This is a genomic window from Sphingomonas sp. (assembly GCF_026460985.1).
Lineage (GTDB): Bacteria > Pseudomonadota > Alphaproteobacteria > Sphingomonadales > Sphingomonadaceae > Sphingomonas.
This window is the reverse complement of record NZ_JAPKNM010000041.1, coordinates 1-26800: the sequence shown is the minus strand read 5'-3', so window position 1 is coordinate 26800 and position 26800 is coordinate 1. Positions and strand designations below refer to the sequence as shown.

Sequence of the window (26800 nt, the reverse complement as noted above, 5' to 3'; positions counted from 1 at the left end):
GCCAGTTGTCCTCGCCTCCCTTGCGCGCGATCGCGGCGCCATAGGCTCGCGCGGCGAGATCGAAACGGCCCTGGTCGACGAGGATGTCGCCCCAGGTCTCGCTGTCGGTGCTGGTCGCCTGCGACTCGCTGGCGAGCTTTTCCGCCAGCGCGAGCGCCTCCGACGTGCGGCCCGCCCTGCGCAGGACGGCGACGCGCCCGGCCGCGGCGCCGCGCACGAAGGGGCTGTTCCTGCCGACCTCGCCCAGCACGCCCAGCGCTAGATCGTGCGACCCGCCGCGCGACAGCGCCTCGGCGAGGAAGAGCCGCGCGCGATCGTCGCGCGGATCGAGCAGCAAGGCGGCACGGGTGAGCACGACCGACAGCTCGGCCATGTCCTCGTCGGCAATCTCGACGGCGAGTTCGAGGAACATGCGCGAGGCACCGAACGCGGCATCAGGCTTGTCGCGCTTGCCCAGCTGTTTCCGGAGACGCTCGAACTCGGGCCGGTCCCCCGCGAGCAGCAGTCGCGCCTGCGCCCGCGCGCCGGTCTCGCCGAGCAAGGCGGCGGCGTCGATCCGGGCGTCCTCGCTCTCGTCGATGGAGAGCGTCGAGGCGAGCGCGGCCATCGCCTCGCGGGTGCGCTTCGACGCGATGAGCAGCAGCATGCGGTGGCGCCGCGTGTAGCGCCGCGCGAGCGCGTCACCCGGGGCGGCATCTAGCACCGCGATCGCATCCTCGCCGCGATCGAAGGCGAGCCAGGCCTTGAGCGCGGGCGCGAGGAAATCGAAGGGCCCCTTGGCGAGCAGGTCGACCGCGCGGCCGGCGCCGGCCGCGTCGCCGCTCTTGAGCGCGATCGCGAAGGCGAGCAGCGCGGTGTCGGGCGGCGCCACCCCCGCCTTGACCAGCACTGCACCGGCGCGGCTGGCGAGGACATAGTCGCCGGCGGCGAGCGCCTGGCGCCAGGCGCGCATCGCGACGACCTCGTCCTCCGGAACCGCCAGGAGCGCCTGCGCATAGCCTGCCGCTGCCGCCCGCGCGGCGCCATCGGCATCTGCGGCGCGGGCGCGGACATAGGCCGTGGGATCGGGCGCGGCGAGATCGGGCGCAGCCTGGGCGAGCGGCGCTCCGGCGAGGAACGCCCCCAGCGCCAGGCTACATGTTCGGATAATTGGGCCCGCCGCCGCCTTCGGGGACCACCCAGTTGATGTTCTGCGTGGGATCCTTGATGTCGCAGGTCTTGCAGTGCACGCAATTCTGCGCGTTGATCTGGAACCGCAGATCATCACCTTCCCCTACGACCTCGTACACACCCGCCGGACAGTAACGCTGCGCAGGCTCGGCGTATATGGGAAGATTGTAATTCAAGGGGATGTCCGGATCCTTGAGCGTCAGGTGGACCGGCTGGTCCTCCTCGTGATTGGTGTTCGAGAGGAACACCGAGGAAAGCCGGTCGAAGGTGAGCACACCGTCGGGCTTGGGATATTCGATCTTCCGCGCCTCGCTGGCATGCCACAGGCCCTCGTGATCGGCGTGGTGCTTCATCGTGAAGGGCCAGCGCAGCCCGATCAGCTCCATCCACATCGCCGCGCCCGAGAAGATCGTACCCCAGGTGTCGCCGAACTTCTTGACGAGCGGAACGACGTTCCGGACCCCGCGCAATTCCTTTTCGACCCAGCTGGTCCGGTAAGCCTCGGGGTAAGCGGCGAGCTCGTCCGCGCTGCGCCCGGCCTGGACGGCGGCGAAGGCGGCCTCGGCGGCCATCATGCCGGACTTCATCGCGGTGTGGGTTCCCTTGATGCGCGGCACGTTGAGGAAGCCCGCGGTGTCGCCGATCAGCGCGGCGCCGGGCATCACGAGCTTCGGGACTGACTGCCAGCCGCCGTCGCTGATCGCGCGCGCGCCATAGGAGACGCGCTTGCCGCCCTGGAGGATCTCCGCGATCGCCGGATGGGTCTTCCAGCGCTGCATCTCGTGGAAGGGCGAGAGCCAGGGGTTCCTGTAGTTGAGCCAGACGACGAAGCCCAAGGCCACCTGGCCGTCGGCCTGGTGATAGAGGAAGCCGCCGCCGTTGGACTCGCCTTCCCTGAGCGGCCAGCCCTGGGTGTGGATCACCTTGCCGGGGACGTGCTTGGCGGGGTCGATGTCCCACAGCTCCTTGATGCCGATGCCGTAGACCTGCGGATCGGCGTCGCGGCACAGGTCGAACTGGCGCTGGAGCTGCTTGGAGAGATGCCCGCGCACTCCCTCGGCGAAGAAAGTGTACTTGGCGTGGAGCTCGAGCCCGGGCTGGTAATCGGGCTTGTGATGCCCGTCGCGCGCGACGCCCATGTCGCCGGTGGCGACGCCCTTCACGCTGCCGTCGTCATTGTAGAGGATCTCGGCGGCAGCGAAGCCGGGAAAGATCTCGACGCCGAGCTCCTCGGCCCTGCCCGCGAGCCAGCGGCAGAGATTGCCGAGCGAACCGGTATAGGTGCCCTTGTTGTGGAGGAAAGGCGGCGTGATGAACTCGGGGAAGGCCGACTTGCCCTTCTCGCTCAGGATCCAGTGGTGGTTCTCGGTCACCGGCGTGCGCGCGAGCGGGCAGCCCTCGTCGCGCCAATTGGGCAGCAGTTCGTCGAGCGCACGCGGATCGACCACCGCGCCCGACAATATGTGCGCGCCGACCTCGGAGCCCTTCTCGAGGATGCACACCGAAAGCTCCTGCCCGCTCTCGTTCGCCAGCTGCTTGAGCCGGATCGCCGCAGCGAGGCCCGAAGGGCCCGCGCCGACGATCACGACATCATAGGGCATCGACTCTCGTTCACTCATCCTCTTATTCCCTGCCGAGTCTTTCCGTGGGACGTAGCGTCGCGCTTGTCGTCGCGCGTCCGCAACGTCCTGTCCGCTCGGGATTGGAAGCAGATTGACCGCGACGTCAACTAGGATTCAAAGATAGGGTATGGGAGGGGAACCGGTTCAGGACTGGCAAAAGGCGGCAGCGAGCGCGCTCGAATGGTGGCGCGACGCGGGCGTCGACATGTTCGTCGAGGACGAGGCGCGCGACTGGCTGGCGCGGACGCCACCCCCTGCCCCGGTTGTAACGGCCGAGGCTGCCGTAGCGGCACCGGTGGCCGAGGCCCTGCCCGATACGCTCGAGGCGTTCCTGGAATGGCGGATGGGCGATGCCGCGCCCGAGGCCGGATGGATGACTTCGCGGCTCGCGCCCACCGGCCCGGCCGATGCGGAATGGGTGATCGTCACCGACGTTCCCGAAATCGAGGATTCCGACAGGCTGATGTCGGGGCCGGCGGGGCGCCTGCTCGATCGCATGCTCGCCGCAGTGGGGCAGAGCCGCGAATCGGTCTATCTTATGCCGCTCGCCACGGCGCGCCCAGTGACGGGTCGGATCGCGCCTGACGACGAGCCCCGGCTGCTCGAGCTGGCCCGGCACCATCTGACGCTGCTCAAGCCCGCCAAGCTGCTCCTGCTGGGGCAATCGGCAAGCCGGGTGCTGGCCGAGACCATGGGAAATTCCCTAACAAATCCTATACGCCTCGTTAACCATTTCGGGGCAAATACGGTGACAGTAGCGAGCTACCATCCCCGCTTCCTGCTGGAGCGGCCGGCCGCCAAGAGCGAAGCCTGGAAGCATCTGCTGCTGTTGAGCCGGGGGATAGCCGAGTGATCAAGCGTACCATCATCGCCGCCGCGCTGCTCGCGCTGCCTGCGACCGCTCATGCCAGCGATCTGGCCGACGACCTGACCGCCGAGACGCGGCCCGCCGCCCCTGCCGCGGCGCGGGAGGGCGACGGCGTGCCCGACCAGCTCGATGCCGAGCAGCGCAGCGGATACCGTCGCGTCTTCGCCGCGATCCGCGCGGGGCAATGGGCCGATGCGCAGCTCGCGCTCGATGCGATGAAGCCGGGGCCGCTCCATGCGCTGGCCCGCGCCGAACTCTATACTGCCAAGGATTCGCCCAAGGTCGAGCTCTCCGCGATCCTGTCGCTGCTCGCCGAGGCGCCCGATCTGCCGCAGGCCGAGCAGCTCGTGCGCATGGCGAAGGCGCGTGGTGCGCTCGACACGCCCGCCCTGCCTGCCGCCCAGCGGCTGATCTGGTTCGACGGCGCCCCCGTCCGCCGGCGCGCGCGCTCGATCAAGAGCGACACTGCGGCAACCGAAGTCGCGCTCGCGATCCAGCCCTTCGTCAAGGCGGACGACGGCGTCCAGGCCGAAGCCGTGGTCGAGCAGTTCGCCGCCGACCTCACGCCCGAGGCGCTGACCGAATGGCAGCAGAAGGTCGCGTGGATCTATTATGTCGCCGGCGACGACACCAATGCGCGGCGCATGGCCGAGAAGGCGCAATCGGGGGTCGGAACCTGGGTCGGCCAGGCCGATTGGGTCGCGGGGCTCGCGACGTGGCGGCAGGGCGACTGCAACGCGTCCGCCATCGCGTTCGAGCGCGTCGCGATGCGCGCCACCGACACCGAGCTCCGCTCGGCCGGCTTTTACTGGGCCTCGCGCGCCGACATGGCTTGCGCGCGGCCGGAGAAGGTCAGCGTCCGGCTCAAGGCCGCGGCACAGTTCGGCGAGACCTATTACGGGCTGCTCGCCAAGGCCGCGCTCGGCATCCAGGACAAGCCGACGGGCGGCGAGCGCTTCGTCGCCGAGGACTGGCGCGCGCTCGAGCGGCGCCCCAATGTCCGCATCGCCGCGGCGCTGACCGAGATCGGCGAGGACGGGCTCGCCAACGAAGTGCTGCGCCACCAGGCCAGGTTCTGCACCCCGGGCGATCATGCCGCGCTCACGCGCCTCGCCGGCCGGCTCAACCTAGCCGCGACCCAGCTCTGGCTCTCGCACAACGGCCCCGCCGGTGCGCAGCCGCTGATCCAGGCGCGCTATCCCTCGCCCAACTGGACCCCCGCGGGCGGCTGGCGCGTCGACAAGGCGCTGGTGTTCGCGCACACGCTCCAGGAATCGCGCTTCAACGCCGAGATCCGCAGCGCCGCGGGCGCGATGGGGCTGATGCAGGTCAAGACCGGCGCCGCGATCGACGTGGGCCGCCGCCGCGGCGTCACCTATGCCGCGAGCGACCTGACCAAGCCTTCGGTCAACATGGAGATCGGCCAGTCCTATCTCGAGCAATTGCGCGACCAGCCTTTCACGGGCGGGCTGCTGCCCAAGGTGATCGCCGCCTACAATGCCGGCCCCACGCCAGTCGCCTTGTGGAACAGCATGAGCAAGGACAATGGCGACCCCCTGCTCTACATCGAGAGCATCCCTTATTGGGAGACGCGCGGCTATGTGATGACCGTGCTGCGCAACTATTGGATGTACGAGAACCAGGAGGGCCGCCCCTCGGCGAGCCGCCAGGCGCTGACCCAGGGGCTGTGGCCCAAATTCCCCGGCCTGCCCGGCGCCAAGGCCGTGAAGGTCAGCGCGCGGATCGCGCCGCAACTGCCCGCAGGGACGCAGGTCGCCGGTGGCAATTGACGCGAGCGTCGCGTTCCGGCCCGTCCGGATCGCGGTGCTGACGGTTTCCGACACGCGCACGCTGCAGGACGACCGCTCGGGCGACCGGCTGGTCGAGCGGCTGACCGGCGCCGGGCACGAACTCGCCGATCGCGCGATCGTGCGCGACGATGTCGAGACGATCGTCAGCCGGCTGCACGCCTGGATCGACGACCCGCTGATCGACGTGATCCTCACTACTGGCGGCACCGGGGTGACCGGGCGCGACATCACCCCGGAGGCGCTCGCGCGCGTCTGGGACAAGGAGATACCCGGCTTCGGCGAGTTGTTCCGCTGGCTGAGCTACCAGAGCATCGGCACCTCGACGATCCAGTCGCGCGCGACCGCGGGCGTGGCGCGCGGCACCTATATCTTCGCTTTGCCCGGCTCGACCGGCGCAGTGACCGACGCTTGGGACGGCATCCTCGCCAGCCAGCTCGACATCCGCCACAAGCCCTGCAACTTCGTCGAGCTGATGCCGCGGCTGATGGAGCGATAGGCGCCCATCTTACTTCCACCGTTGGCTGGCGTCCGCCTCAGGTCGCCGGCTTCTCAACCGGCTTCTCGTCGGGCAGGTTCAGCTCTTCCTTGAAGAAGCTCGCCAGTTCGTTCAGCTGCGAGTTCCACCAGTCGAGCACGTCGGTGAAGTTCGCCGCGTTGAGCCCGCCGATCGTCGCCACGTCATAGGCCACGCCCAGCTGCCCGTCCTCGCGGACATAGGCCTGGAGGAAGCGCTTCTTCGAATTCCACTTGTTCACGAATTCGGGCGTGTTCTCGGGCGCCTTCTCGAACAGCGCTTCGAAGCGCAGCGAGTCGCAATTCTTGTTGGCCTTGCAGCCGTAGAAATAGACGTCGAAATGATAGGCGGACTCGTCGCTCTCGATCAGCGGATCGCCCTCGCCGTCCTTGCTGAGCTTGGGCTTGTATTCCGCCTTCTCCATCGCCGCCATCACGGTCTGCGGATTGCTCGCGCAGATCAGGCCGGGACCGCAGGGCTTGGTATCCTCGGCGGACGCAGGCGCGGCCAGGCAGAGCGCGGCGATGCCGGCGGCGGCGAACGGAAGCAGGCGCATTGGTTTCCCCCAGGGTTGAGGGTTCAAACTAGCAGCCGCCCCCGCCCGCGCAATCCACCTATTCGGGCTCGTTGACGAACGCGCCCAGTTCGTTGCCCGCGGGATCGCGGAAGTGGAAGCGCCGCCCGCCCGGGAAGGCGAAGATCGGCACGGTCACTTCGCCGCCCGCCGCGACGACGCTGTCCAGCGCCGCCTCTAGATCCTGGACCTCGACGATCGGCAGCAGCTGCGCGATCGCGTGGTCCTCGCTGCCGTTCAATCCGAGATCGACGTCGCCGCCGGTCGTCGCCGAATAATCGGGACCGAAATCGGTGAACGCCCAGCCGAACGCCTTCGCATAGAAATCGCGCGCCTCCCCGACGCGCTTCACCGGCAGTTCGACATAGCTGATCCGTGCCATCATTTTCTCCACATGTTCTTGCTATGTTCTAGGCGCCGGAGTACATTCTGGCAATGGCAAAGACTCGGGCCATCCGCGGCGCCACGCTCAATCGCGACAGTATCCGCTTCAACCTGCCCGAACGCGAGCTGGACGGCGACTGGCGCGACGAACGCGAGGCGATCGACGGCGAGGCGCCGCCGCTGCGCACAACGGTGACGGTCGAGAAGCCGAAGACGATCCTGACGCGCAACAGCTCGCCCGACATCGCCTTCGATCGATCGGTGAACCCCTATCGCGGCTGCGAGCATGGTTGCATCTATTGCTTCGCCCGACCGAGCCACGCCTATCACGACCTCTCGCCGGGGCTCGACTTCGAGACGAAATTGTTCGCCAAGCCCGATGCGGCCGTGCTGCTTCGCGCCGAGCTGGCGAAACGCGGCTATGTGTGCAGGCCGATCGCGTTCGGGACCAACACCGATCCCTACCAGCCGATCGAGAGCAAGTGGCGGATCACCCGCGGCTGCATCGAAGTGCTGGCCGAATGCAACCATCCGATCACGATAACCACCAAGTCCGACCGCGTGACACGCGACATCGACCTGCTCGCGCCGATGGCGGCCAAGGGGCTGGCGGCGGTGATGCTCTCAGTCACGTCGCTCGACCCGCGGATCGCGATGACGGTCGAGCCGCGCGCGCCTTCGCCGGCGAAGCGGATAGCGGCGATCCGCACGCTCACCGAGGCGGGGATCCCCGTGTTCGTATCGATGGCGCCGGTGATCCCCGCGATCACCGATCACGAGATGGAGCATATCCTGGAGCGTGCGGCGGAGGCGGGTGCACGCGGCGCCTTCTTCCTGCCGGTGCGGCTCCCGAACGAAGTGGCGCCCCTGTTCCGCGCGTGGCTCGAGACGCATTTCCCCGATCGCGCGGGCAAGGTGATGGCGACGATCCAGTCGATCCGCGGCGGGCGCGACAACGACCCCGATTTCCACGCGCGGATGCGCGGGCAAGGGCCGTGGGCGGACTTGCTGCGCAAACGCTTCCACATCGCGGCGAAGCGCTACGGACTGGATGGGGAACGGCTGCGGCTGCGGACGGATCTGTTCCGGCCGCCCGCCGGGCCGCAGGGGGAGTTGTTTTAACCCACCACCATCACCCCCGCGAAAGCGGGGGATGGGCAGGTCGCCATGCGCCCCGCGCATGACTAAGATTGCCGGGGGCAATCTTACCTGCCCATCTCCACAACGCGCAGCGAATACAACCGCTGTGATTTGGGAGAGCGCACGAGATGGGCCCCCGCTTTCGCGGGGGTGACGCCAAAGAGCTAGCGCCTCGCCTTGTTCGCGAACACCTCCAGCGGCACCGCATCCGCCATCGCCTGGTATCCCGCGATCGACGGATGCAGCCCGTCGCCCGAATCCAGATCGGGCCGCAACCGCGTCGGATTGCCCGGATCGCGCATCGCGGCGTCGAAGTCGATCACGGCGTCGAAATTGCCCGGCGCGCGGATCCAGGCGTTGACCGCGGCGCGATCGGCCTCATTGGCGGCGCCGGGGTGGTAATAGGCCGAGGTGCCGAAGGGCATGATCGTGCCGCCGATCACCTTGATCCCGTGCGACCGCGCCCGCGCGACGACCTGCCGGAGCGCCTCGATCATCTCGCGGACCAAGGCCGCATGCTGCTCGGACGTGGCAGGCGCGTCGCGCGTGAGCGTGCCGAGATCGTTGACTCCTTCGAGCACCAGCAGGTGGGTGACGCCTGGGGGCGAGAGCACCTCGCGCTCGAAGCGGGCGAGCGCGTTGGGACCCAGGCCGTCGAGCCGCAAGCGGTTGCCGCCGATGCCCGCGTTGAGCACCGCCAGGTCGCGCGTCGCCGGATCGGCGCGCATCCGGACCATCAATCGATCGGGCCAGCGGGCGTTGGTGTTGGGCTGGACGCCATAGCCGTCGGTGATCGAATCGCCGAGGATCACAAGCGCCCCTGCCCCCGGCGCATCGACCTCGACGCCGCCGATCACATACCAGCGCGTGGACGTCTTCACGCCCGCGAGCGTCTCCGCCATTACCTGCTGCCCGTGCGCGAAATGGCTGTGCGCCCGTGCGCCGGGATGCCCGGTCTGCCGCTCGGGCGGACTGGGCAGATGGAGCGTGATCGCGAGATCGGCGCCGGCCGCGACGGGCAGGTCGACCGGGTCGGAGAGATAGTCGGCGCCGGCGGGGATCGTCACGCCGGCGCCGCCCCCGAAGGTGAGCGGCCGGAGCGTCGCAGGCGTCACGCGCGACGTCGCATTGTCCGCGGACAGCGCGATGCTCGCCGCGTCGACCACCAAAGGCGCGGTACCGTAGGCGTTGGACAGCCGCACGCGCAGCCGCTTGCCGCCGATCGAGACGCGGACGATCTGGCGCAGCGTCGCGTCGGTCAGGTCTGCGGCCGGGGCGACATTCTCGCCGGTGGGGACCATCTGCGAGGTCGCCCAGCTCGCCACCCAATGCGGCTTGTCCTGCGCAACCGCAGTGCCGCCGAGGCACAGCGCCATCAGCAGGCCGATCAGCCCGCGTACCTTCCCCATCCGCATCCTCCACCTTTGATACCGCTACCATAAGCACGGCGTCGGGCGTGGCAATGGCCGGAGCGGCCGGGGTTCAGAACCCCAGCCGCCCCGTCGCCCCGGGCTTGGCCTCGACCTCGGCGCGGAGCCGCGCGAGGATGAAGCCTTGGTCGCCGCCGGTGAAGCGGAGCTGGCGCCGCACGACCGCGAAATCGCCTGGCGTCAGGTTGGCGATCTCGGCCAGCCCGGTGGGCGCCGGGCCGCCGAAGAACCGCTCCCATGCCGTCGCCGCCCGCGCCGGCCCGAGCGGGCCGAGCTCGAGCTTGAACACGAAGCGGCGGAGCGCCGCCGGGTCGAGCCGCTCGACATGATTGGTCGCCGCGACGAACGGTAAAGGATGGCGATCGAGCCAGCTGAGCAGCTCGTTCACCTGCCCCACCTGCCAATGCTGCGTCGCGGTGCCGCGATCGAAGAGGAGCGAATCCACTTCGTCGAACAGCAGCACCGCGCCACGCCGCTCGGCCTCGCGGAACGCGTCGGCGATCTGCTGCTCGGTCTCGCCTACCCATTTCGAGAGCAGGTCCGACGCGCGCTTGACGAGCAGGGGCCGATCGAGCGCACGCGCGAGATGGTGCGCGAGCCCGGTCTTGCCCGTGCCCGGCGGCCCGGTGAGCAGCAGCGAGATGTCCGCCGGCGCGCCCAGCGCGGCGATGCGCGCGAACAAGGCGGCGATGTCGCGGTCCGCTTCGAACAGCGACAGGTCGACCTCGCCGTCGGTCACCGGCACCGGCGCTCCTCGCCGCAACGCGAGGACGAGCGACTCCGCGGCGCGCCCGATATCCTCGGGCTCGCCGGCGAGCTGGCCGGCGCGCGCCGCGACGCGCAGCACCGACGCCGCCTCGGGCGCGGCGCCGACGAGCGCGCGCACCGCCTCGGGAAAGGCGACGCCCTCCTCGCGGCCGATGCGATCGAGCATGCCGAGTCCCGCCGCATGCGAGGGGACCCCGAGATGCAGGACGTAGCTCATCCGCCGGACGATCGCGGGATCGAGGTTGCCGATCGCATTGGTCGTCCAGAGCACGGGGACCGGATTGGTCTCGACCAGCCGGTTGACCCAGAGCTTCGATCCCTGGCGGCCGCGCATCCAGTCGCCTTCTGCCGGGCGGGCGTCGCCGATCAGGTCCTCCATCTCATCAAACAGCAGGGCCGCGGCGCCGCGCTCGGCGAGCATGCGGTGCGCGAGGCTGAGCGCGTTGACGCGGTCCCAGCGGCTGGGCTCCTCGCCATCCTCATCGGCTTCGCCGACGCTGTAGAGCGGGACGCGCGCCGCCGCCGCGAGTGTGCGCGCGAGCTCAGTCTTCCCGGTGCCAGGCGGGCCATGGATCAGGATGTTGACCCCGGCCGCACGTTCGCGGACCGCGCCGGCGAGGAGCCGGACGAGAAAGCCGATATCGGCCTCGCGCCCGATGAAGTCGCCGGGGTCGAGCCGCGCCTGCTGGCGCGGACCGACCGCGATCTCGAGCAGCCCCTCGGCATCGGCCGCCGGGCGCTCGATCAGCCGATCGACCGTCCAGCCGATCTCGAGCTCCACCCCGCCGCCACGCCGCGTATAGAGGCGCACGAGGCCCAGCCGCAGCGGCTGCGACCGGCGCAACGCGTGCGGCTCCAACCCCGCCAGCTCGGCGAGCATGTGCGACAGGTCGTACTCCTGCTCGGCGAGCACCAGCCCCAGCGCGCGGGCGCGCGGGCAACGCTCGATCGCGACCGCCGCGACGAGCACGCAGGTGTCGGCCGCGTCGAAGCGCAGCGCCTCGGCCAGCCGCGACGCGACTTCGATCGGGCGCGCGGGATCGCCCAGCGCCGTATCGGGCACGAGCCTGGTGCGCAGATCGCACCAGCCGAGCCGCGCCTTGTCGTCGCGCTCGCCCAGCAGCCAGCGCGCGTGCGGGCGCGCCCAGCCGAGCACCGCCTTGCCCAGCGGCGAGGTGCCGGGAACGTCCCGGCAGATCCGGTGCAGCATGCCCCGGACGATTTCATGTTCGTGCATCATAACCCATCCCGGCCCGGCGAGACGGCGCGCGGACGCGCGGCTTCGCTCGGGGCGTTTCGTTCAGTTTCTGGGATTTTGCGCGGGGAGCATCTGCCTCCCCGCGACGCCTGGGTCAGGCGTTTACGGGAGAGAGCGGACGCTTCCCGGGACGATCCCCGACAGGAAGTTGCAGTCCAGCAATGGTCTTCTCCAAAAACCCCGGCGCGCAGCCGCGGGATGCGCGCCCCTAGCCTAATCGTTCCGGCCGCGCAAGGTTCAGCCCTGGCGGCTCTTCATCAGCGGCTGGATGCGGGTGCCGAAATTCTCGACGCCCTCGAGGAAGTCGTCGAAGGTGAGCAGCACGCCGCCGGTATTGGGCACCTCGGCCATCTCGTCGAGCATGCGCGCGACGCTTTCGTACGATCCGACCAAAGTGCCCATGTTGATGTTCACCGCACCTTCGGGGGCGGCGAGTTGGCGGACATTGGTGGTGGCGTTGTGCTTGTCGGCCGCGCCCTGGTCCTTGAGCCAGGCGATCGCATCGATATCGACGCCGTCATTGTACGACTTCCACTTGGCCATCGCCTCCGCGTCGGTCTCCGCGGCGATGATCATGACGAGGACGAAGACCGATACGTCGCGGCCGGTCTTCTCGGTGGCAGCGGCGAGGCGCTCGTTGTTGAAGGCGAAGGCCTTGGGCGTGTTGACGCCTTTGCCGAGGCAGAAGGCATAGTCCGCCCATTTGGCCGAGAAGGCGAGCCCTTCGTCCGACGAGCCCGCGCAGATGATCTTCATGTCGCCGTCCGGCTGCGGGCGGACCAGGCAGTCGTCCATCTGGTAATACTCGCCCTTGAAGTCGCTGCGGCCGGTCTCCCAGAGTTCGCGCAGGATCTGCGCATATTCGTCGAGTATCTTGTAACGATTGCGGAAATGCTCGTCGCCGGGCCACAGGCCCATCTGGCTGTATTCGGGGCGCTGCCAGCCGGTGATCAGGTTGAGGCCGAAACGGCCATGGCTGATCGAATCGATCGTGTTGCACATCCGCGCGGCGAAGGCGGGCGGGATCACCAGGGTCGGGCAGGTCGCGTAGATCTTGATCCGCTCGGTGACCGCGGCGAGCCCGGCCATCAGCGTGAAGCTTTCGAGGCCGTATTCCCAGAACTCGGTCTTGCCGCCGAAGCCGCGCAGCTTGATCATCGACAGGAGGAAATCGAGTCCGTGCTTCTCGGCCCGGAGCGCGATCTCCTTGTTGAGATCGAAGCTCGGCATGTATTGCGGCGCGTTCTCGCTGATCAGCCAGCCATTGTTGTTGATGGGCACGAAGACACCGACTTGCATGGCTATTCCCCCAGAAAATCGAGCACGAGGCGGTTGAAGGTGTCGGGATCGGTCACGTTGCAGGCGTGGCCGCCATATTGCATCGTCGCCAGCCTCGCTCCCGCAATGCCCTCCGCCAGACGCTTCGAGCAGTTGGATGGGACCAGCATGTCATCGGCTGCGGCGAGCGCAAGTGTGGGCGCGGTTATTTCGCCGAGACGGGCGTCGACATCGAAGGCGGCCAGCGCGGCGATGCGCTTCTCATAGGTCTCGGCTCCCGCGAAATGGGCGAGATGGACCTCGTCCTCGGCGGCGAGCCGCGCGGCATGCTCGGAGATCCAGTTGGCGGGATAGAGGAAGAGCGGCTGGGCGCGCAGATAGGCACGCGGGCCGCTGTTGCGGAGCAGCGCCAGGCGCGCGTCGAAGCAGCGCAGGAAATGCGGATCGGGCGCCGGCCAGCCATTGACCAGGATCAGGCGCGCGATCCGTCCGGGCGCGGCGAGCGCAGCCACCAGGCCAGCCACCGCACCAGCGGCATGGCCGACGATCGTGGCGCCTTCGAGCCCCAGCCCCGCGATCAGAGCGAGGATATCCTCGCCCATCTGCTCGACGGTAACGCGCTCCGGCAGCGCCCGATCGCTACGCCCGGTACCGCGATGGTCGTAGAGGATGACGCGGTGGCGCTCGGCGAGCGCGGGCAGGTTGGGCAGCCAGTAATTGCCGGAGCCTCCCAGACCTGCCGAGAGGATCAGCGGCGGGCCGCTGCCATGCGCCTCCCAGTAGAGCCCGTCGATCAACCGATATGCGCCACGCTAGCGATCTCGACGAGGCAGTCGGGCTTCACCAGCTCGGCCTTGATGCAGTAGCGCGCGGGCTTGGCGCCGGGGAAATACTCGGCATAGACCTGGTTGAAGGCGGCGTAGTCGGCGAAGTCCCTGAGGAAGATGTGGTTCATAGCCACGTCCGCGAGGCTGGCGCCGCCGGCTTCCAGCGTGGTCCTGATGACTTCGAGCACGTGGCGGGTCTGCGCCGCGGCGTCGCCCAGGTGGAGCACCACCCCACCCTCGCCCAGCGCCAGAACGCCCGAGACATAGACGGTGTTACCCGCCCTGGCGCCCGCCGAATAAGGCGCGATCGGCGTGGGGAATTGCGGCGGGTTGATCGGTTCAAAGGGCATTCGCTACTCCTTGGGGATCTGGCCGAAGCTGCCGCAGAAATCGGCGGTGCTGCTCACCCAGCCGAAGAACTTCTCGACATTGTAGACGGTCGCTTCCTGCATCATCGGCGGGCCGAGATGGTGCGTCGCGTCCTCGAGCATCACGCCGAAATATTCGAGATGGAAGCCGTCGCGGAGCGTGCTCTCGACGCAGACATTGGTGGCGATGCCGACGAAGACGATCGTCCGGATGCCACGCGAGCGCAGCACGCTGTCCAGCTGCGAGTTGAAGAAGGCCGAATAGCGCGTCTTGCCGATCACGATGTCGCCGTCCTGCGGCTTGAGCCCCTCGACGAGGTCATAGTCCCAGCCGCCGCGCGCGAGCAGCTTGCCGGCGAGTTCGGGACGCTTGCGCATCGTCTTCAGCGCATTGGACTTGTACCAGTTGGGCGAGCCCGGCCCGCCCGCCTCGACATAATCGGGATCCCAGCCATTCTGCAGGTACACGACCTGCACGCCCGCGCCGCGCGCGACCTCGAGCACCTTCGCGATCCGCCCGATCGTCCCGGCCGCGCCCGAGATGTCGAACCCGGCCTGGTCGACATAGCCGCCGGGCGAGGCATAGGCGTTCTGCATGTCGATCACGACGACCGCGGTCTCGGACGGCACTACGCGGATCGGCTCGGGTCGTGCGGGCAGCGTCACCGCGGCCATGCTCGCCGCCGCCGCCCCCACCGTCACGCCACTCGCCTGATCCATCGCGCGCCTCTTTTTTGCGGCTGCGAAGGTGGACCAAGCTTGGCGGGCAGGCAAGTGCCCGGGTGTACTATTGCCCTATGGCAGTGGAGCGCATAAGCAGCGGCATCGCTTCAAGGATTCCCGATGCGCTCCTTCCTGCTCGCACTCTGCGCCTTCGTTCTCCCCGCTTCCGCCCTAGCCCAGTCCGCCCCGCCGCTCCCCACCGGCAAGCTGCCCGATACGGTCAAACCGATCGCCTATCGGCTCGACATGACGATCGTGCCCGAGCAGGAGCGCTTCGCCGGCCATGCCGAGATCGACGTGCAGCTGAAGCAACCGGCCGCCTCGATCTTCATGCACGGACGCGACCTCAAGGTCAGCAAGGCGGTAGTGCGGATCGGCAAGCGCGAGACGCCGGTCACCTTCACCCAGAAGACGCCCTCGGGCCTCGCACAGCTCGATTTCGGCCGCACCGTTCCCGCGGGCAAGATGACGCTCAAGTTCGATTACGACGCGGCGTTCGGTGACGGACCTTCGGGGCTCTACCGGATCAAGGTGGGCGACGACTGGTACAGCTGGTCGCAATTCCAGTCGATCGACGCGCGCGCGGCTTTCCCCTCGTTCGACGAGCCCGGCTACAAGACGCCCTTCACGGTGAGCGTCACCACCCGGCCCGGGCTGGTCGCGGTCAGCAACGCGCCCGAACAGGGCAAGCCGCTCACCGCAGGCAAGCTGGTCAAGCATCGCTTCGCCGCGACCGAGCCGCTGCCGACCTATCTGGTCGCCTTCGTCACCGGGCCGTTCGCGCTGCTCGAAGGCACCGTTCCCGCGACGCCGCAGCGCGCGAAGCCGCTTCCGCTGCGCATCGTCGCGACCAAGCCCTATGCCGGGCAGATGCAATATGCGCTCGACGGATCGAAGAAGATCGTCGCCTTGCTCGAGAACTATTTCAACCAGCCCTTCCCCTATCCCAAGCTCGACCAGATCGGCTCGCCGGTGATGCCCGGCGCGATGGAGAATGCCGGCGCCGACATCTATGGCGACGGCATTCTGTTCATGGACGAGAGCGCGCCGACCGAGGACAAGCAGACCTTCGGCATGGTCGTCGCGCACGAGCTGGCGCACCAATGGTTCGGCGACGTGGTGACGCCCGCCTGGTGGGACGACATCTGGCTCAACGAGAGCTTCGCCAACTGGATGGGCTATCGCATCGGCAACGAATGGCGGCCCGACCTCAACATCGGCGTCTCGGCGATCGACGAGGCGTTCGATGCGATGCAGATCGACGCGCTGGGCGCCGGCCGGCCGATCCACGAGAAGATCACCAGCGACGCAAACATCGACGCCGCGTTCGACCAGATCACCTATGGCAAGGGCGGCCAGGTCGTCGCGATGATCGCCGCCTATCTGGGCGAGGAGAAGTTCCGCGACGGCGTGCGGCTGCACATGCAGCGTTACCATCACGGCAACGCGACCACCGACCAGTTCTTCGATTCGCTCGCCGATGCCGCGCACGATCCGCGCGTGCTCGCATCGCTGCGCAGCTTCGTCGACCAGCAGGGCGTGCCGCTGGTGACGCTCAAGCGCGAGGGCGGCGGGCTGACCGCCAGCCAGTCGCGCTACGCCTATTTCGGCAGCAACCTGCCCGCGACGCAGTGGATCATCCCCGTCTGCGTCCGCCGCGCGGCGGTGCGCAGCTGCACCCTGCTCGACAAGCCCAGCGGCGCGATCGAGGCCAGGGGCGACGGCGTGGTCGTCCCCAATGCCGGCGGCTGGGGCTATTACCGCTTCGACATGGACCCGGCGGAATGGTCGGCGCTGATCGCCGCCGCACCGACGCTGCCCGAGGGCGAGGCGCTCGCGGTCACCGACAGCCTTTGGGCGTCCTTCTATGCGGGCAAGGCCAGGTTCCCGCAGCTCGCCGCGCTCGCACGCTCGATGGCGGCGCATCCCGCCTCCAACGCCGCGCTCGACAACGGCACGCGGCTGCGCGGCCTGCTGCGCCGCGGTTTGATCAGCGATGCCGCCACGCCCGCCTTTCGCAAGCTGATCGTCGACATCTACGGCCCCAAGCTGGTGCAGCTCGGCTTCGATCCGGCGGTGGGCGCGCATGCATCCGACACGCCGGACCGCAAGAAGCTGCGCAGCGACATGGTCCAGCTCGTCGCGGGTGCCGGCGGCGATGCGACGCTGCGCGCCAAGCTGACCGCGGCGGCGGACGCCTATCTCGCCGGCGACGCCAAGGCGCTCGATCCGCAATTCGCGCAGCTCGCTTTGTCGCTCGACATCGAGGACAAGGGCGTGCCGCTGGCGAAGACGGTCGCCGAGAAGGGGCTTGCCGGGCAGGATCCGATGCTGCGCCAGATCGCGTTCCAGGCGATCGGCGCCTCGGGCAATCCCGAGGTCGCGCGCTGGTTCCTGGGCGACTTCAAGGACCCTCGCCTGCCGCAGATCGGCCGGCTCTACGCGACCGCGAGCTTCCTCGGCTCGTCGCGGACGCGCGACATCGCCTCGGACTTCATGCTCACCAACTTCGACACCTTCTCCAAGGCGAGCGGCGGCGGCGGCATCTTCTCGTCGCAGGCGGCGCGGATGTTCAACGGGCTGTGCACCAACGAGGCGGCCGACAGGGTGAACGCCAAGCTGCGGCCGCAGCTGGTGAACGACAGCACGCTGGGGCTCGATCGCGCGGTAGAGTCGATCCGCAATTGCGCGCGGTTCAAGGACGCCAAGGCGGGCGAAGTGAGCGCGGCGGTGGTGGGGAAGTGAACTCCTTCTCCCCTTGTGGGAGAAGGAAGGGGCCCGCTGCGAAGCAGTGGGAAGGATGAGGGGGACTGAGTCTCACTCCCCCTCACCCTTCCGCCGATTTCATCGGCTCCCTCCCTCTCCCACAAGGGGAGAGGGAATTCAGGCCGCCGCCAGCTTGAAGTCCTTGTACTGGGCGCGGATCGCGGTCTTGAGCAGCTTGCCGGTGGCGGTGTGCGGCAGGCTCTCGACGAAGTGGATCTCGTCGGGCAGCCACCATTTGGCGACGTGCCGCTCCAGATGCGCCTGGATCGCCTCCGGCGTAACCTCGCTGCCGGGCTTGCGCACCACGAGCAGGATCGGGCGCTCGTCCCATTTGGGATGGAACACGCCGATCGCAGCGGCCTCGGCCACGCCCGCGCAGCCGACCGCGCAATTCTCGAGCTCGACCGAGCTGATCCATTCGCCGCCGGACTTGATCACGTCCTTGGCGCGATCGGTGATCTGCATCGTGCCATCCGCGTGCAGCACCGCGACGTCGCCGGTGTCGAACCAATTGTCGGGATCGACGGCGGGTTGCTCCTCGCCGAAATATTGCCTGATCACCCAGGGGCCGCGAACCTGCAGCCTTCCCGAGCTCTTGCCGTCGCGCGGCTGGACCGCGCCTTCGTCGTCGACCACGCGGAGCTCGACGCCGAAGGGCACCTTGCCCTGCTTCGAGACCTGATCGACCTGCTCCTCGAAGCTCAATTCGTCCCAGTCGGCCGAGGGCGCGCCCATCGTGCCGATCGGCGAGGTCTCGGTCATTCCCCAGGCATGGTTGACGCGCACGCCCATCTTCATGAGGCGTTCGATCATCGCGCGGGGCGCGGCCGAGCCGCCGATGGTGACGATCTTCAAATGCTCGGGCGCCGCGCCGGTCGCGTCCATATACTGGAACATGCCGAACCAGACGGTCGGCACGCCGGCGCTGTGCGTCACCTTCTCGCGGTTCATCAGTTCGCACAATATCTGGGGCTCGTTGACCGCCGAGAAGACGAACTTCGCCCCCACCGCAGCGCCCGCAAAGGGCAGCCCCCAGCCGACCGCGTGGAACATCGGCACGATCGGCATCGCCACCGACTGGGTGGAGAGGTCGAACTCGGCGGGCTGGAGCTCGGTGATCGCGTGGATCACGGTCGAGCGGTGGGTGTAGAGCACGCCCTTGGGATTGCCCGTGGTGCCGCTGGTGTAGCAGAGCATGCACGGCGCGCGCTCCTCGCCCTCGACCCAGGCATAGTCGCCGGACTCGGGCACAATCAGCGCTTCGAATTCTCCGTCATCGAAGCAGACATAGCGGCGGATCGTGCCCCATTGCGGCTTGAGCTTCTCGACGACCGGCGCGAAGGCCCGGTCGTAGAACAGCACCTGGTCCTCGGCATGGTTGGCGATGAAGGCGAGCTGGTCCTCGAACAGCCGCGGGTTGATCGTGTGGATCACCCCGCCCATGCCGATCGTGCCGTACCAGGCGACGAGGTGGCGGCTATGGTTCATGCCGAGCGTCGCGACGCGATCGCCCGGCTTCACGCCGAGCCGCTCGAGCGCCTGGGCGAGGCGGCGGGAATCACGCGCGATCCCGGCCCAGTCGGTGCGCGTCTCCGAGCCGTCGGCCCAGCGCGTGACGATCTCGCGCGGCCCATGCTCGCGCGCGGCGTGATCGAGCAGGCGCATCACGCGCAGCTCGAAATCCTGCATTCCACCCAGCATCGCTCTCTCCAGTTCTTGTTTTTTGAGGAGAGGGTATGCCCGGAAGGGCGGGTGAGTCGAGGGGCGACGCGGGGGCAACGATTCGTTACCTGCATAGCCCCTCCCCTTCAGGGGAGGGGTTGGGGTGGGGCAGTGCCGCAAGCGCTAGGCTCGGTGAGACTGGCAGGCCCCACCCCCAACCCCTCCCCTGAAGGGGAGGGGCTTTATTGGCTAGGCCGCCGCCGCCAGCATCGCCTGGGTACTGGCGAACTCGGCCGAGCGGATGCCGGGCAGGCCGGCGATGCGCGCGACCATCTCTTCGTCGATGCGGAAGTTGCGGCCGAGGACGAGCTCGGCCTGTCCCTGGGCGCTCAGCGGCGCCCAGAGCCGGACGGTGCATCGCCCCCCGCGCGCCTCGCCGATCATCTCGGCGAGCCGGGGTAGCGCGTTGGCGTCATCGACCACCAGATCGACGAGCAGGCGCGCGACATTGGCGATGCTCTCGAACGGCTGGACACGCTTGACCGAGACACGCGGCGTATCTTCGCCCGGACGCTTGTCGAGCTCGACGGTGAGCACCGCGCAGCCCCCTGCCCGCGCGACGTCTTCCAAGTCCTTGCCGGCGAGTTCGTCGAAGCAGGTGGTGAGCGCCTGTCCGCTCTGGTCCGAGATGCTCGCCATCAGATAGCGGTTGCCGCGCGCCGAAGTGCGCCAGCGCGCATCCTCGATCAGCGCGGCGATCGTCGCGCCGACGCGGCCGCCCTCGGGGATGGCGATCTCGCCCAACGAGGCGATCTCGCGCGCGCCCTGCGTGCGGACGAGATGCTGATAGCGATCGAGCGGGTGCGCCGAGAAATAATAGCCGAAGGCGTCCTTTTCGGCCGCGATCTTGTCGGCGAGCGACCAGATTGCGCTCCTGGGCAGGTTGATCGCGCCGCCGCTGGGCTCGGATTCGCCGAACAGGCCGCCCTGCCCGCTGGTGCGGCTCTCATGCGTGCGCTGGGCGACGGCGAGGATCGTCTCGGCCGCGGCGTGTACCCCGGCGCGGTTGGGCTCGATCGCGTCGAACGCACCCGCGGCGGCGAGCGTCTCGAGCTGGCGCTTGTTGAGCAGCCGCGGGTCGACGCGCTTGGCGAAATCGTCGAGCGACTTGAACGTACCCTTGGCGTCGCGCTCCTCGACGAGCAGCTCCATCGCGCGCTCGCCCACGCCCTTCAATGCGCCGAGGGCGTAGCGGACCGCCAGGCCGTCCTCATGCTTCTCGACATGGAAGTCGGCGAGGCTGGCGTTGATCTCGGGCGGGAGGCAGGTGATGTCGAGCCGGCGCATGTCGTCGGCGAAGATCGCGAGCTTGTCGGTCTGGTGGATATCGTACGCCATCGAGGCGGCGAAGAATTCGTGCGGGTGGTGCGTCTTGAGCCAGGCGGTCTGATAGGCGAGCAGCGCATAGGCGGCGGCGTGCGACTTGTTGAAGCCGTAGCCGGCGAACTTGTCGATCAAATCGAACAGCTCGTTGGCCTTGGCGGCCTTGATGCCGTTCACCTTCTCGCAGCCCTCGACGAAGATCGCGCGCTGCGCGTCCATCTCGGCCTTGATCTTCTTGCCCATCGCGCGGCGGAGCATGTCGGCGCCGCCGAGCGTATAGCCCGCAAGCACCTGCGCGGCCTGCATCACCTGCTCCTGATAGACGAAGATCCCGTAGGTCTCGTTCAGGATCGGCTCGAGCAGCGCGTGCGGATAGACGATCTCCTCGCGCCCGCCCTTGCGGTGGCCGAAGCTCGGGATGTTGTCCATCGGGCCCGGGCGGTAGAGCGAGACGAGCGCGATGATGTCGCCGAAATTGGTCGGCCGCACCGCGGTGAGCGTACGGCGCATGCCTTCGGATTCGAGCTGGAACACGCCGACCGTGTCGCCGCGCTGGAGCAGGTCGTAGACCTCGGGATCGTCCCAGGCGAGCGTGTCGAGATCGACCTCGATACCGCGGTCGCCGAGCAGCTCGACCGCCTTCTTGAGCACCGACAGCGTCTTGAGGCCGAGAAAGTCGAACTTCACGAGGCCAGCGCCCTCGACATATTTCATATCGAACTGCGTGACCGGCATGTCCGAGCGCGGATCGCGGTAGAGCGGAACCAACTCGGCAAGCGGGCGATCCCCGATCACCACGCCGGCGGCGTGGGTCGACGAGTGGCTCGGCAGGCCCTCGAGCCGCATCGAGAGGTCGACGAGATACTTGATGTCTTTGTGCGCGTTATATTCGGCAAGGAACTCGCCGACGCCGTTCAGCGTGCGCTCGAGCGTCCAGGGATCGGTCGGGTGGTTCGGGATCTGCTTGGCAAGGCGATCGATCTGGCCATAGCTCATCTGGAGCACGCGGCCGACGTTCTTGACCACCGCGCGCGCCTTCATCGTACCGAAGGTGATGATCTGCGCGACGTGATCGACGCCGTATTTCTGCTGGACGTAGCGGATCACCTCGCCGCGGCGGGTTTCGCAGAAGTCGATGTCGAAGTCGGGCATCGACACGCGCTCGGGATTGAGGAAGCGCTCGAACAGCAGGCCGAGCTTGAGCGGATCGAGATCGGTGATGGTGAGCACCCAGGCGACCACCGAGCCCGCGCCCGAGCCGCGGCCCGGGCCCACCGGGATGTCATGGGCCTTGGCCCATTTGATGAAGTCCGCGACGATCAGGAAATAGCCGGGGAACCCCATCTGGATGATGACGTCGAGCTCGAATTCGAGCCGCTCGACATAGGCCTGGCGCTCCTCGGGCGAAGTGATCCCCGCCTTGGCGAGCCGCATCTCCAGCCCTTCGTGGGCCTGTTCGCGCAGCATCGCGGCCTCGCCCTCGCGGTCGCCCGCAAGGCTGGGGAGGATCGGCTTGCGCTTGGGCGCGGCAAAGGCGCAGCGCTGGGCGACGACGAGCGTGTTGGCGAGCGCCTCGGGCAGGTCGGCGAACAGCGACTTCATCTCGTTCGCGGGCTTCATCCACGCGTCGGGCGAGCTGCGCGGGCGATCGTCGCTGGCGATGTAGGACGAATTGGCGATGCACAGCATCGCGTCATGCGCCTCGTGGAAGCTGTCCTCGGCGAAGCAGCACGGATTGGTCGCGACCAGGGGCAGGTCGCGCGCATAGGCATAATCGAGCAGCTTGGCCTCTGCGCGCCCCTCGACTTCGTTCAGCCGCCGGACGATCTCGACATAGAGCCGATCGGGGAACAGCGCCTCGAGCCGCCGGCCATAGGCCTGGGCGGCATTGTCCTGCCCTTCGGCATAGAGCCGCGCGAGCGCGCCCTCGGCACCGGCGGTGAGGCAGAGCAGCCCATCGGTGCGCCCCTCGAGCGCGTCGAGGTCGACATGGGCGTCCTCCTCGATCGGGCGGTCGAGATGCGCGGCCGAGACGAGGTGGCAGAGATTGAGATAGCCGGTCTCGTCCTGCGCATAGAGGGCGAGCCAGTCGATCGCGACCGGCGCGCCTTCGGCCAGCTCGGGGCGCTTGACCGCAAGCAAGGTGCCGACGATCGGCTGGACGCCCGCCTTCTTGCACGCATCCGAAAAGGACATGGCGGCATAGAGCCCGTTGCGGTCACTGACCGCCACCGCGGGAAAGCCGAGCTCGCGCGCACGCTTGGCGATCGCCTTGGGCTCGATCGCGCCTTCGAGCATCGTGTAGGAGGAGAAGACCCTGAGCGGTACGAATCCCGAATGCGCCATCGGCCCATCCTAGGGACGCGCAGCCCGCTTTGCCACTCCGGGCGAAAGGCTTTCCACAGCTTTCCGAAAGGTAACCGGGCGCATCCGTACAAAACCTTTGGTGGGAGACGCTTATGGGAACCGACCTGAATGGCGACTCAGCGCAACCTGTTCGAAAGGATGGTTAACAACGTTCAACCTCTAGATCGGCGCCCCTCCCGGACAGCGCCGAAGCCGCAGGAGCAAGCGCCGCGATGACTATCCTCTGCACCGTGATGAGCCACGTGCCCTCGGCCAAACGTCACCACAATCAGGGGCTGGAATTCAGCATCTGCCATCGCTGCGGCTGCGACCTGATCCGCAGCGAGGAAGCCGAGGACTGGGCGCAGGTGCCGCAGGGCTTCCGCGTGGTGTGGCGCGAGTTCGGCCGCGCGGGCGACGCCTCATCGGTATCGCAGCGCATGCACCGCCTCGCCCCGCCGCCGCGCCGCCGGGATCCGCGCAACGCCCGCCCCGCCCCGCGCCGCGATCCGCGCGGGCGGCCGCTGGCCGGCACCGCCTCGATGGTCTCGATGCTCGCCAAGCTCGGCAAGCTCGTCACGGGGGACGAGGGCGAGAAGCCGCCGATGGAGAAGAACGGGCAATATGTGATCTGCCTGCCCGGGCCGCGGGTGCATTGAGTTTCTAACTCTTCCCGCGGGAAGAGTTTGGGGGTGGGCGAGCGGCGAGCGAGGCTGGGGGGCCTCGCTCGCCGCTCTGCTTTCCGTCGCTAGAGCAGGTTCTCGATATCGCCGGCGATATCCTTGGGCGAGGTCGTGGGCGCATAGCGATCGACCACTTCGCCCGCGCGATCGACGAGGAACTTGGTGAAGTTCCACTTGATCGCCTTGGAGCCCAGCAGCCCCGGCGCTTCCTTCTTGAGATGCTCGAACAGGGGCGCCGCATTGGGACCGTTGACGTCGATCTTGGCATAGACCGGGAAGGTCACGTCATAGGTGAGCGAGCAGAAGTTCGCGATCTCCGCCGCATCGCCCGGCTCCTGCGCGCCGAACTGGTTGCACGGGAAGGCCAGCACCGAGAAGCCGCGATCCTTGTACGCGCGCTGGAGCTTCTCGAGATCGGCATATTGCGGAGTGAAGCCGCATTTGGACGCGGTGTTGACGATCAGCAGCACCTCGCCGGCATGATCAGACAGGTCTGTCTCGCTGCCGTCGGCCTTGCGGACGGGAATCTCGGTGAGCGCGGTCATGCGGCATCTCCATCATAGCGGGCCATCAACAGCTCCAGATTGCGGCGCACGCCCGGCCATTCGTGCGCGAGGATCGAATAGACCGCGCTGTCGCGCAAGTGGCCCCTGAGGATCAGATGGCCGCGCAGCACGCCGTCGAGCCGCGCCCCCAGCCGCTCGATCGCGCGGCGCGAGGCATGGTTGAGGAAATCGGTACGGATCTGCACGCAGTTCACGCTCAACACCTCGAAGGCGTGGCGCAGCAGCAGGAACTTCGCCTCGGTATTGAGCCCGGTGCGCTGGACGCGCGGCGCATAGAGCGTGCCGCCGATCTCGACGCGGCGATGCGACTCGCTCATCCGGAGGAAGCGCGTGGTGCCCGAGATGCTCCCGGCGGCATCGAGCACCGTGAACGGCATGTTGCGCCCGGCCGCGGTATCGAACGCCACGCGATCGTACCAGGCATCGAAGCTGCCGGCATCGGGCACCGTGGTGTGGAACAGCCCGTGCAGGCCTTCAAAGGCAGCGAGCAGCCCCTCGCGATCCTCGCGGACCATCGGGCGGAGCGTGACATGACGGCCCGAGAGCGTCGGCGTCTCGCGCCAGACACTCACTCCAGCCGCCCCTCGTGCAGCCGCACCACGCGGTCCATCCGCTCGGCGAGCCGTTCGTTGTGAGTCGCGACCAAAGCCGCCGATCCTTCGCCGCGCACCAGCTTGACGAACTCGTCGAACACCCGGTCGGCGGTGGCCTCGTCGAGGTTGCCGGTGGGCTCGTCCGCGAGCACCAGCGCCGGCCGGTTGGCGAGCGCGCGGGCGACGGCGACGCGCTGCTGCTCGCCGCCCGAGAGCTGGTTGGGGCGGTGCGTCAGCCGCTGCGAAAGCCCCAATGCACCGAGCAGCTGTTCGGCGCGCGTGTCCGCCTCTGCGCGGGTGGCGCCGTGGATCATCTGCGGCAGCACCACATTCTCGATCGCGCTGAAGTCGGGCAGCAGATGGTGGAACTGGTAGACGAAGCCGAGGCTGTTGCGGCGGACCTCGGTGCGGCCGCCGGCCGGCAGCTTCGCGGCTTCCTTGCCGGCGATGCGGATCGAGCCCTCGAAGCCGCCCTCGAGCAGCCCGACGGCCTGCAGCAGGGTGGACTTGCCCGAGCCCGAGGGGCCCAGCAGCGCGACGATCTCGCCCGGCCGCACGTCGAGATCGATGCTGCGCAGCACGTCGATCACGGCCTCGCCCTGGCGGAAGCTGCGCTTCAGCCCACGTGTCTGGAGGATCGGCTCACTCATAACGCAGCACCTGGACCGGATCGGTGCTCGCCGCCTTCCATGCGGGGTAGAGCGTGGCGAGGAAGGTGAAGACCATCGCCATCACGCAGATCCCGATCGTCTCGAACGGATCGGTCTTGGCGGGCAGCTCGGTAAGGAAGCGCATCGAGGGATCCCAGACCTGCTGCCCCGTCACCAGTCCGATGAACTGGACGACCTGGGCGCGGAAGGTGATGAACAGGAAGCCGAGCACGCCGCCCGCCGCGACGCCGAGCGCGCCGATCGTGGTGCCGACGGTCACGAAGATCCGCATCAGCCCCCCGCGCGTCGCCCCCATCGTCCGGAGCACCGCGATGTCGCGGGTCTTGGAGCGGACCAGCATGATCAGCGACGAGACGATGTTGAACGAGGCGACGACCAGGATGATCGACAGCACCGTGAAGGACACGATCCGATCGACCTGAAGCGCCTCGAACAGCTCGCGGTTCATCTGGCGCCAGTCGACGATCTGGCCGCTCTTGCCGACCTTGTCGATCAGCGGCGAGACGATCTGCTGGACGTTGTCGGGGTCGTTGGTGTCCATCTCGACCATGCTCACCGCGTCGCCGAGGAGCAACAGGGTCTGCGCGTCCTCGATCGGCATCACCACGAAGATCTTGTCGAAATCGTAGACGCCGACCTCGAAGATCGCCTCCACCGTATAGCTGACCGAGCGGTACATCGTGCCCATCGGCGTGGCCGCGCCGGCGGGATTGATGATCGTGATCTTGCTGCCGATCGTCGCGCCGAGCGCCTCGGCGAGCCGCGAACCGATCGCGACCTGCTCGCCGCCCGGGCGCAGGCGGTTGAGCGAGCCGAGCACTTCCTTGCCCTTGAGCGCGGGATTGCTGCGAATGTCCTCGACGCGCATGCCGCGAACCTGGGCAAACTCGACGCGACCATTGTGGCTCGCGAACAGCGGCTGCTCGATCAGCGGCGTCGCGTTGGTGATTCCGGGGGTCGCCTTGGCCTGCGCGACGATCTCGCGCCAGTCGCGCAGCTGGCCGTTATAGCCCTGGATCACGGCATGGCCGTTCAATCCCGTGATCTTGTCGAACAGCTCGGCGCGAAAGCCGTTCATCACGCTCATCACGACGATGAGAGCGGCGACGCCGAGCATCACCGCGACGAGGCTGAACCCCGCGACGACGGCGATGAACGCCTCGCTGCGGCCGGGCAACAGATAGCGGCGGGCGATCATCCGCTCGTAGCGCGAGAGTAGCATGCGGTCGGTGGGGCCCTGACGTGAGTGCTCGTCCGCCGCTCTAGGCCATGCCGGGCGCAGCTGGCAATGGACCTCCGCCGCGTGCCGTATGTCCGCTATGTTGCCGATTCAACACAGGGTGCCACCAATCTGCGACTAGCCCTTGTAAACCCGGTGACAAACTAAGCCCGGCG

General features: G+C 68.0%; 21 protein-coding genes and 1 pseudogene. 6 read left to right on the top strand and 16 right to left on the bottom strand.

Annotated features, from left to right (window positions below; translation table 11 throughout):
• Window positions 1-952 (bottom strand): annotated as a pseudogene (locus tag MT490_RS07135) (hypothetical protein); the annotation flags it as partial.
• A 181-nt stretch (window positions 953-1133) separates the two neighbouring features.
• The gene (locus tag MT490_RS07130; protein ID WP_297385565.1) at window positions 1134-2789 is read right to left on the bottom strand and encodes an electron transfer flavoprotein-ubiquinone oxidoreductase; all 1656 of its coding nucleotides are present in this window, start codon (window positions 2787-2789) and stop codon (window positions 1134-1136) included.
• A gap of 130 nt (window positions 2790-2919) precedes the next feature.
• On the opposite strand from MT490_RS07130, the gene MT490_RS07125 reads away from it, so the two are divergent.
• From MT490_RS07125 to moaB, 3 genes are read left to right on the top strand one after another with little or no spacing between them, the layout of a single operon-like run.
• A complete protein-coding gene (locus tag MT490_RS07125) occupies window positions 2920-3645 on the top strand; it encodes a uracil-DNA glycosylase family protein (protein ID WP_297385563.1) in 726 nt (241 codons plus the stop codon).
• Entirely contained in the window at window positions 3642-5450 is a 1809-nt protein-coding gene (locus MT490_RS07120; protein WP_297385561.1) for a lytic transglycosylase domain-containing protein, read from the top strand. The genes MT490_RS07125 and MT490_RS07120 overlap by 4 nt, the downstream gene beginning before the upstream one ends.
• Complete coding sequence (moaB, locus tag MT490_RS07115) at window positions 5440-5967, top strand: molybdenum cofactor biosynthesis protein B (protein ID WP_297385559.1); 528 nt, start codon at window positions 5440-5442, stop codon at window positions 5965-5967. Before MT490_RS07120 ends, moaB begins: the two co-directional genes overlap by 11 nt.
• A gap of 37 nt (window positions 5968-6004) precedes the next feature.
• Here moaB and MT490_RS07110 read toward each other — a convergent pair whose 3' ends face one another.
• Together MT490_RS07110 and MT490_RS07105 are read right to left on the bottom strand one after the other, a co-directional pair.
• Entirely contained in the window at window positions 6005-6541 is a 537-nt protein-coding gene (locus MT490_RS07110; protein WP_297385557.1) for a YbjN domain-containing protein, read from the bottom strand.
• Window positions 6542-6599: 58 nt separating this feature from the next.
• Window positions 6600-6941 (bottom strand): VOC family protein, encoded by a 342-nt coding sequence (locus MT490_RS07105; RefSeq protein WP_297385555.1) that lies wholly within the window; start codon window positions 6939-6941, stop codon window positions 6600-6602.
• Between the two features lie 53 nt (window positions 6942-6994).
• Between MT490_RS07105 and MT490_RS07100 the strand changes: the two genes are divergently transcribed.
• A complete protein-coding gene (locus tag MT490_RS07100) occupies window positions 6995-8065 on the top strand; it encodes a PA0069 family radical SAM protein (RefSeq protein WP_297385553.1) in 1071 nt (356 codons plus the stop codon).
• A gap of 182 nt (window positions 8066-8247) precedes the next feature.
• Here the strand turns inward: MT490_RS07100 and MT490_RS07095 are convergent, their stop codons facing one another.
• The 6 genes from MT490_RS07095 to rutB form a co-directional block, all read right to left on the bottom strand.
• Window positions 8248-9492, bottom strand: a complete 1245-nt coding sequence (locus MT490_RS07095) for an SGNH/GDSL hydrolase family protein (RefSeq protein WP_297385552.1) — start codon at window positions 9490-9492, stop codon at window positions 8248-8250.
• A 73-nt stretch (window positions 9493-9565) separates the two neighbouring features.
• The gene (locus MT490_RS07090) at window positions 9566-11518 is read right to left on the bottom strand and encodes an AAA family ATPase (protein WP_297385550.1); all 1953 of its coding nucleotides are present in this window, start codon (window positions 11516-11518) and stop codon (window positions 9566-9568) included.
• 258 nt (window positions 11519-11776) lie between these two features.
• The gene (gene rutA / locus MT490_RS07085) at window positions 11777-12838 is read right to left on the bottom strand and encodes a pyrimidine utilization protein A (RefSeq protein WP_297385548.1); all 1062 of its coding nucleotides are present in this window, start codon (window positions 12836-12838) and stop codon (window positions 11777-11779) included.
• Window positions 12839-12840: 2 nt separating this feature from the next.
• Window positions 12841-13614, bottom strand: a complete 774-nt coding sequence (gene rutD, locus MT490_RS07080) for a pyrimidine utilization protein D (RefSeq protein ID WP_297385547.1) — start codon at window positions 13612-13614, stop codon at window positions 12841-12843.
• The gene (rutC, locus tag MT490_RS07075; protein WP_297385546.1) at window positions 13611-13994 is read right to left on the bottom strand and encodes a pyrimidine utilization protein C; all 384 of its coding nucleotides are present in this window, start codon (window positions 13992-13994) and stop codon (window positions 13611-13613) included. The genes rutD and rutC overlap by 4 nt, the downstream gene beginning before the upstream one ends.
• Before the next feature lie 3 nt (window positions 13995-13997).
• A complete protein-coding gene (rutB, locus tag MT490_RS07070) occupies window positions 13998-14732 on the bottom strand; it encodes a pyrimidine utilization protein B (RefSeq protein WP_297385544.1) in 735 nt (244 codons plus the stop codon).
• 123 nt (window positions 14733-14855) lie between these two features.
• On the opposite strand from rutB, the gene MT490_RS07065 reads away from it, so the two are divergent.
• A complete protein-coding gene (locus tag MT490_RS07065; RefSeq protein WP_297385543.1) occupies window positions 14856-17480 on the top strand; it encodes a M1 family metallopeptidase in 2625 nt (874 codons plus the stop codon).
• Between the two features lie 138 nt (window positions 17481-17618).
• Here MT490_RS07065 and MT490_RS07060 read toward each other — a convergent pair whose 3' ends face one another.
• Together MT490_RS07060 and dnaE are read right to left on the bottom strand one after the other, a co-directional pair.
• Window positions 17619-19202 (bottom strand): long-chain fatty acid--CoA ligase, encoded by a 1584-nt coding sequence (locus MT490_RS07060; protein ID WP_297385541.1) that lies wholly within the window; start codon window positions 19200-19202, stop codon window positions 17619-17621.
• 210 nt (window positions 19203-19412) lie between these two features.
• Window positions 19413-22892, bottom strand: a complete 3480-nt coding sequence (gene dnaE, locus MT490_RS07055) for a DNA polymerase III subunit alpha (protein WP_297385540.1) — start codon at window positions 22890-22892, stop codon at window positions 19413-19415.
• A gap of 233 nt (window positions 22893-23125) precedes the next feature.
• Here dnaE and MT490_RS07050 point away from each other — a divergent pair, with 233 nt between their 5' ends.
• A complete protein-coding gene (locus MT490_RS07050; protein ID WP_297385538.1) occupies window positions 23126-23551 on the top strand; it encodes a hypothetical protein in 426 nt (141 codons plus the stop codon).
• An 89-nt stretch (window positions 23552-23640) separates the two neighbouring features.
• Here the strand turns inward: MT490_RS07050 and MT490_RS07045 are convergent, their stop codons facing one another.
• Genes MT490_RS07045 through MT490_RS07030 form a run of 4 tightly spaced genes read right to left on the bottom strand, consistent with a single transcriptional unit; the run spans window position 23641 to window position 26627 of the window.
• Window positions 23641-24120 (bottom strand): glutathione peroxidase, encoded by a 480-nt coding sequence (locus MT490_RS07045; protein WP_297385536.1) that lies wholly within the window; start codon window positions 24118-24120, stop codon window positions 23641-23643.
• Window positions 24117-24713: a GNAT family N-acetyltransferase gene (locus tag MT490_RS07040; protein ID WP_297385535.1), complete on the bottom strand. Its 597-nt coding sequence runs from the start codon at window positions 24711-24713 to the stop codon at window positions 24117-24119. The genes MT490_RS07045 and MT490_RS07040 overlap by 4 nt, the downstream gene beginning before the upstream one ends.
• Window positions 24710-25384: an ABC transporter ATP-binding protein gene (locus MT490_RS07035; protein WP_297385533.1), complete on the bottom strand. Its 675-nt coding sequence runs from the start codon at window positions 25382-25384 to the stop codon at window positions 24710-24712. The genes MT490_RS07040 and MT490_RS07035 overlap by 4 nt, the downstream gene beginning before the upstream one ends.
• Entirely contained in the window at window positions 25377-26627 is a 1251-nt protein-coding gene (locus tag MT490_RS07030; protein ID WP_297385531.1) for a lipoprotein-releasing ABC transporter permease subunit, read from the bottom strand. Before MT490_RS07030 ends, MT490_RS07035 begins: the two co-directional genes overlap by 8 nt.
• Window positions 26628-26800 lie beyond the last annotated feature (173 nt).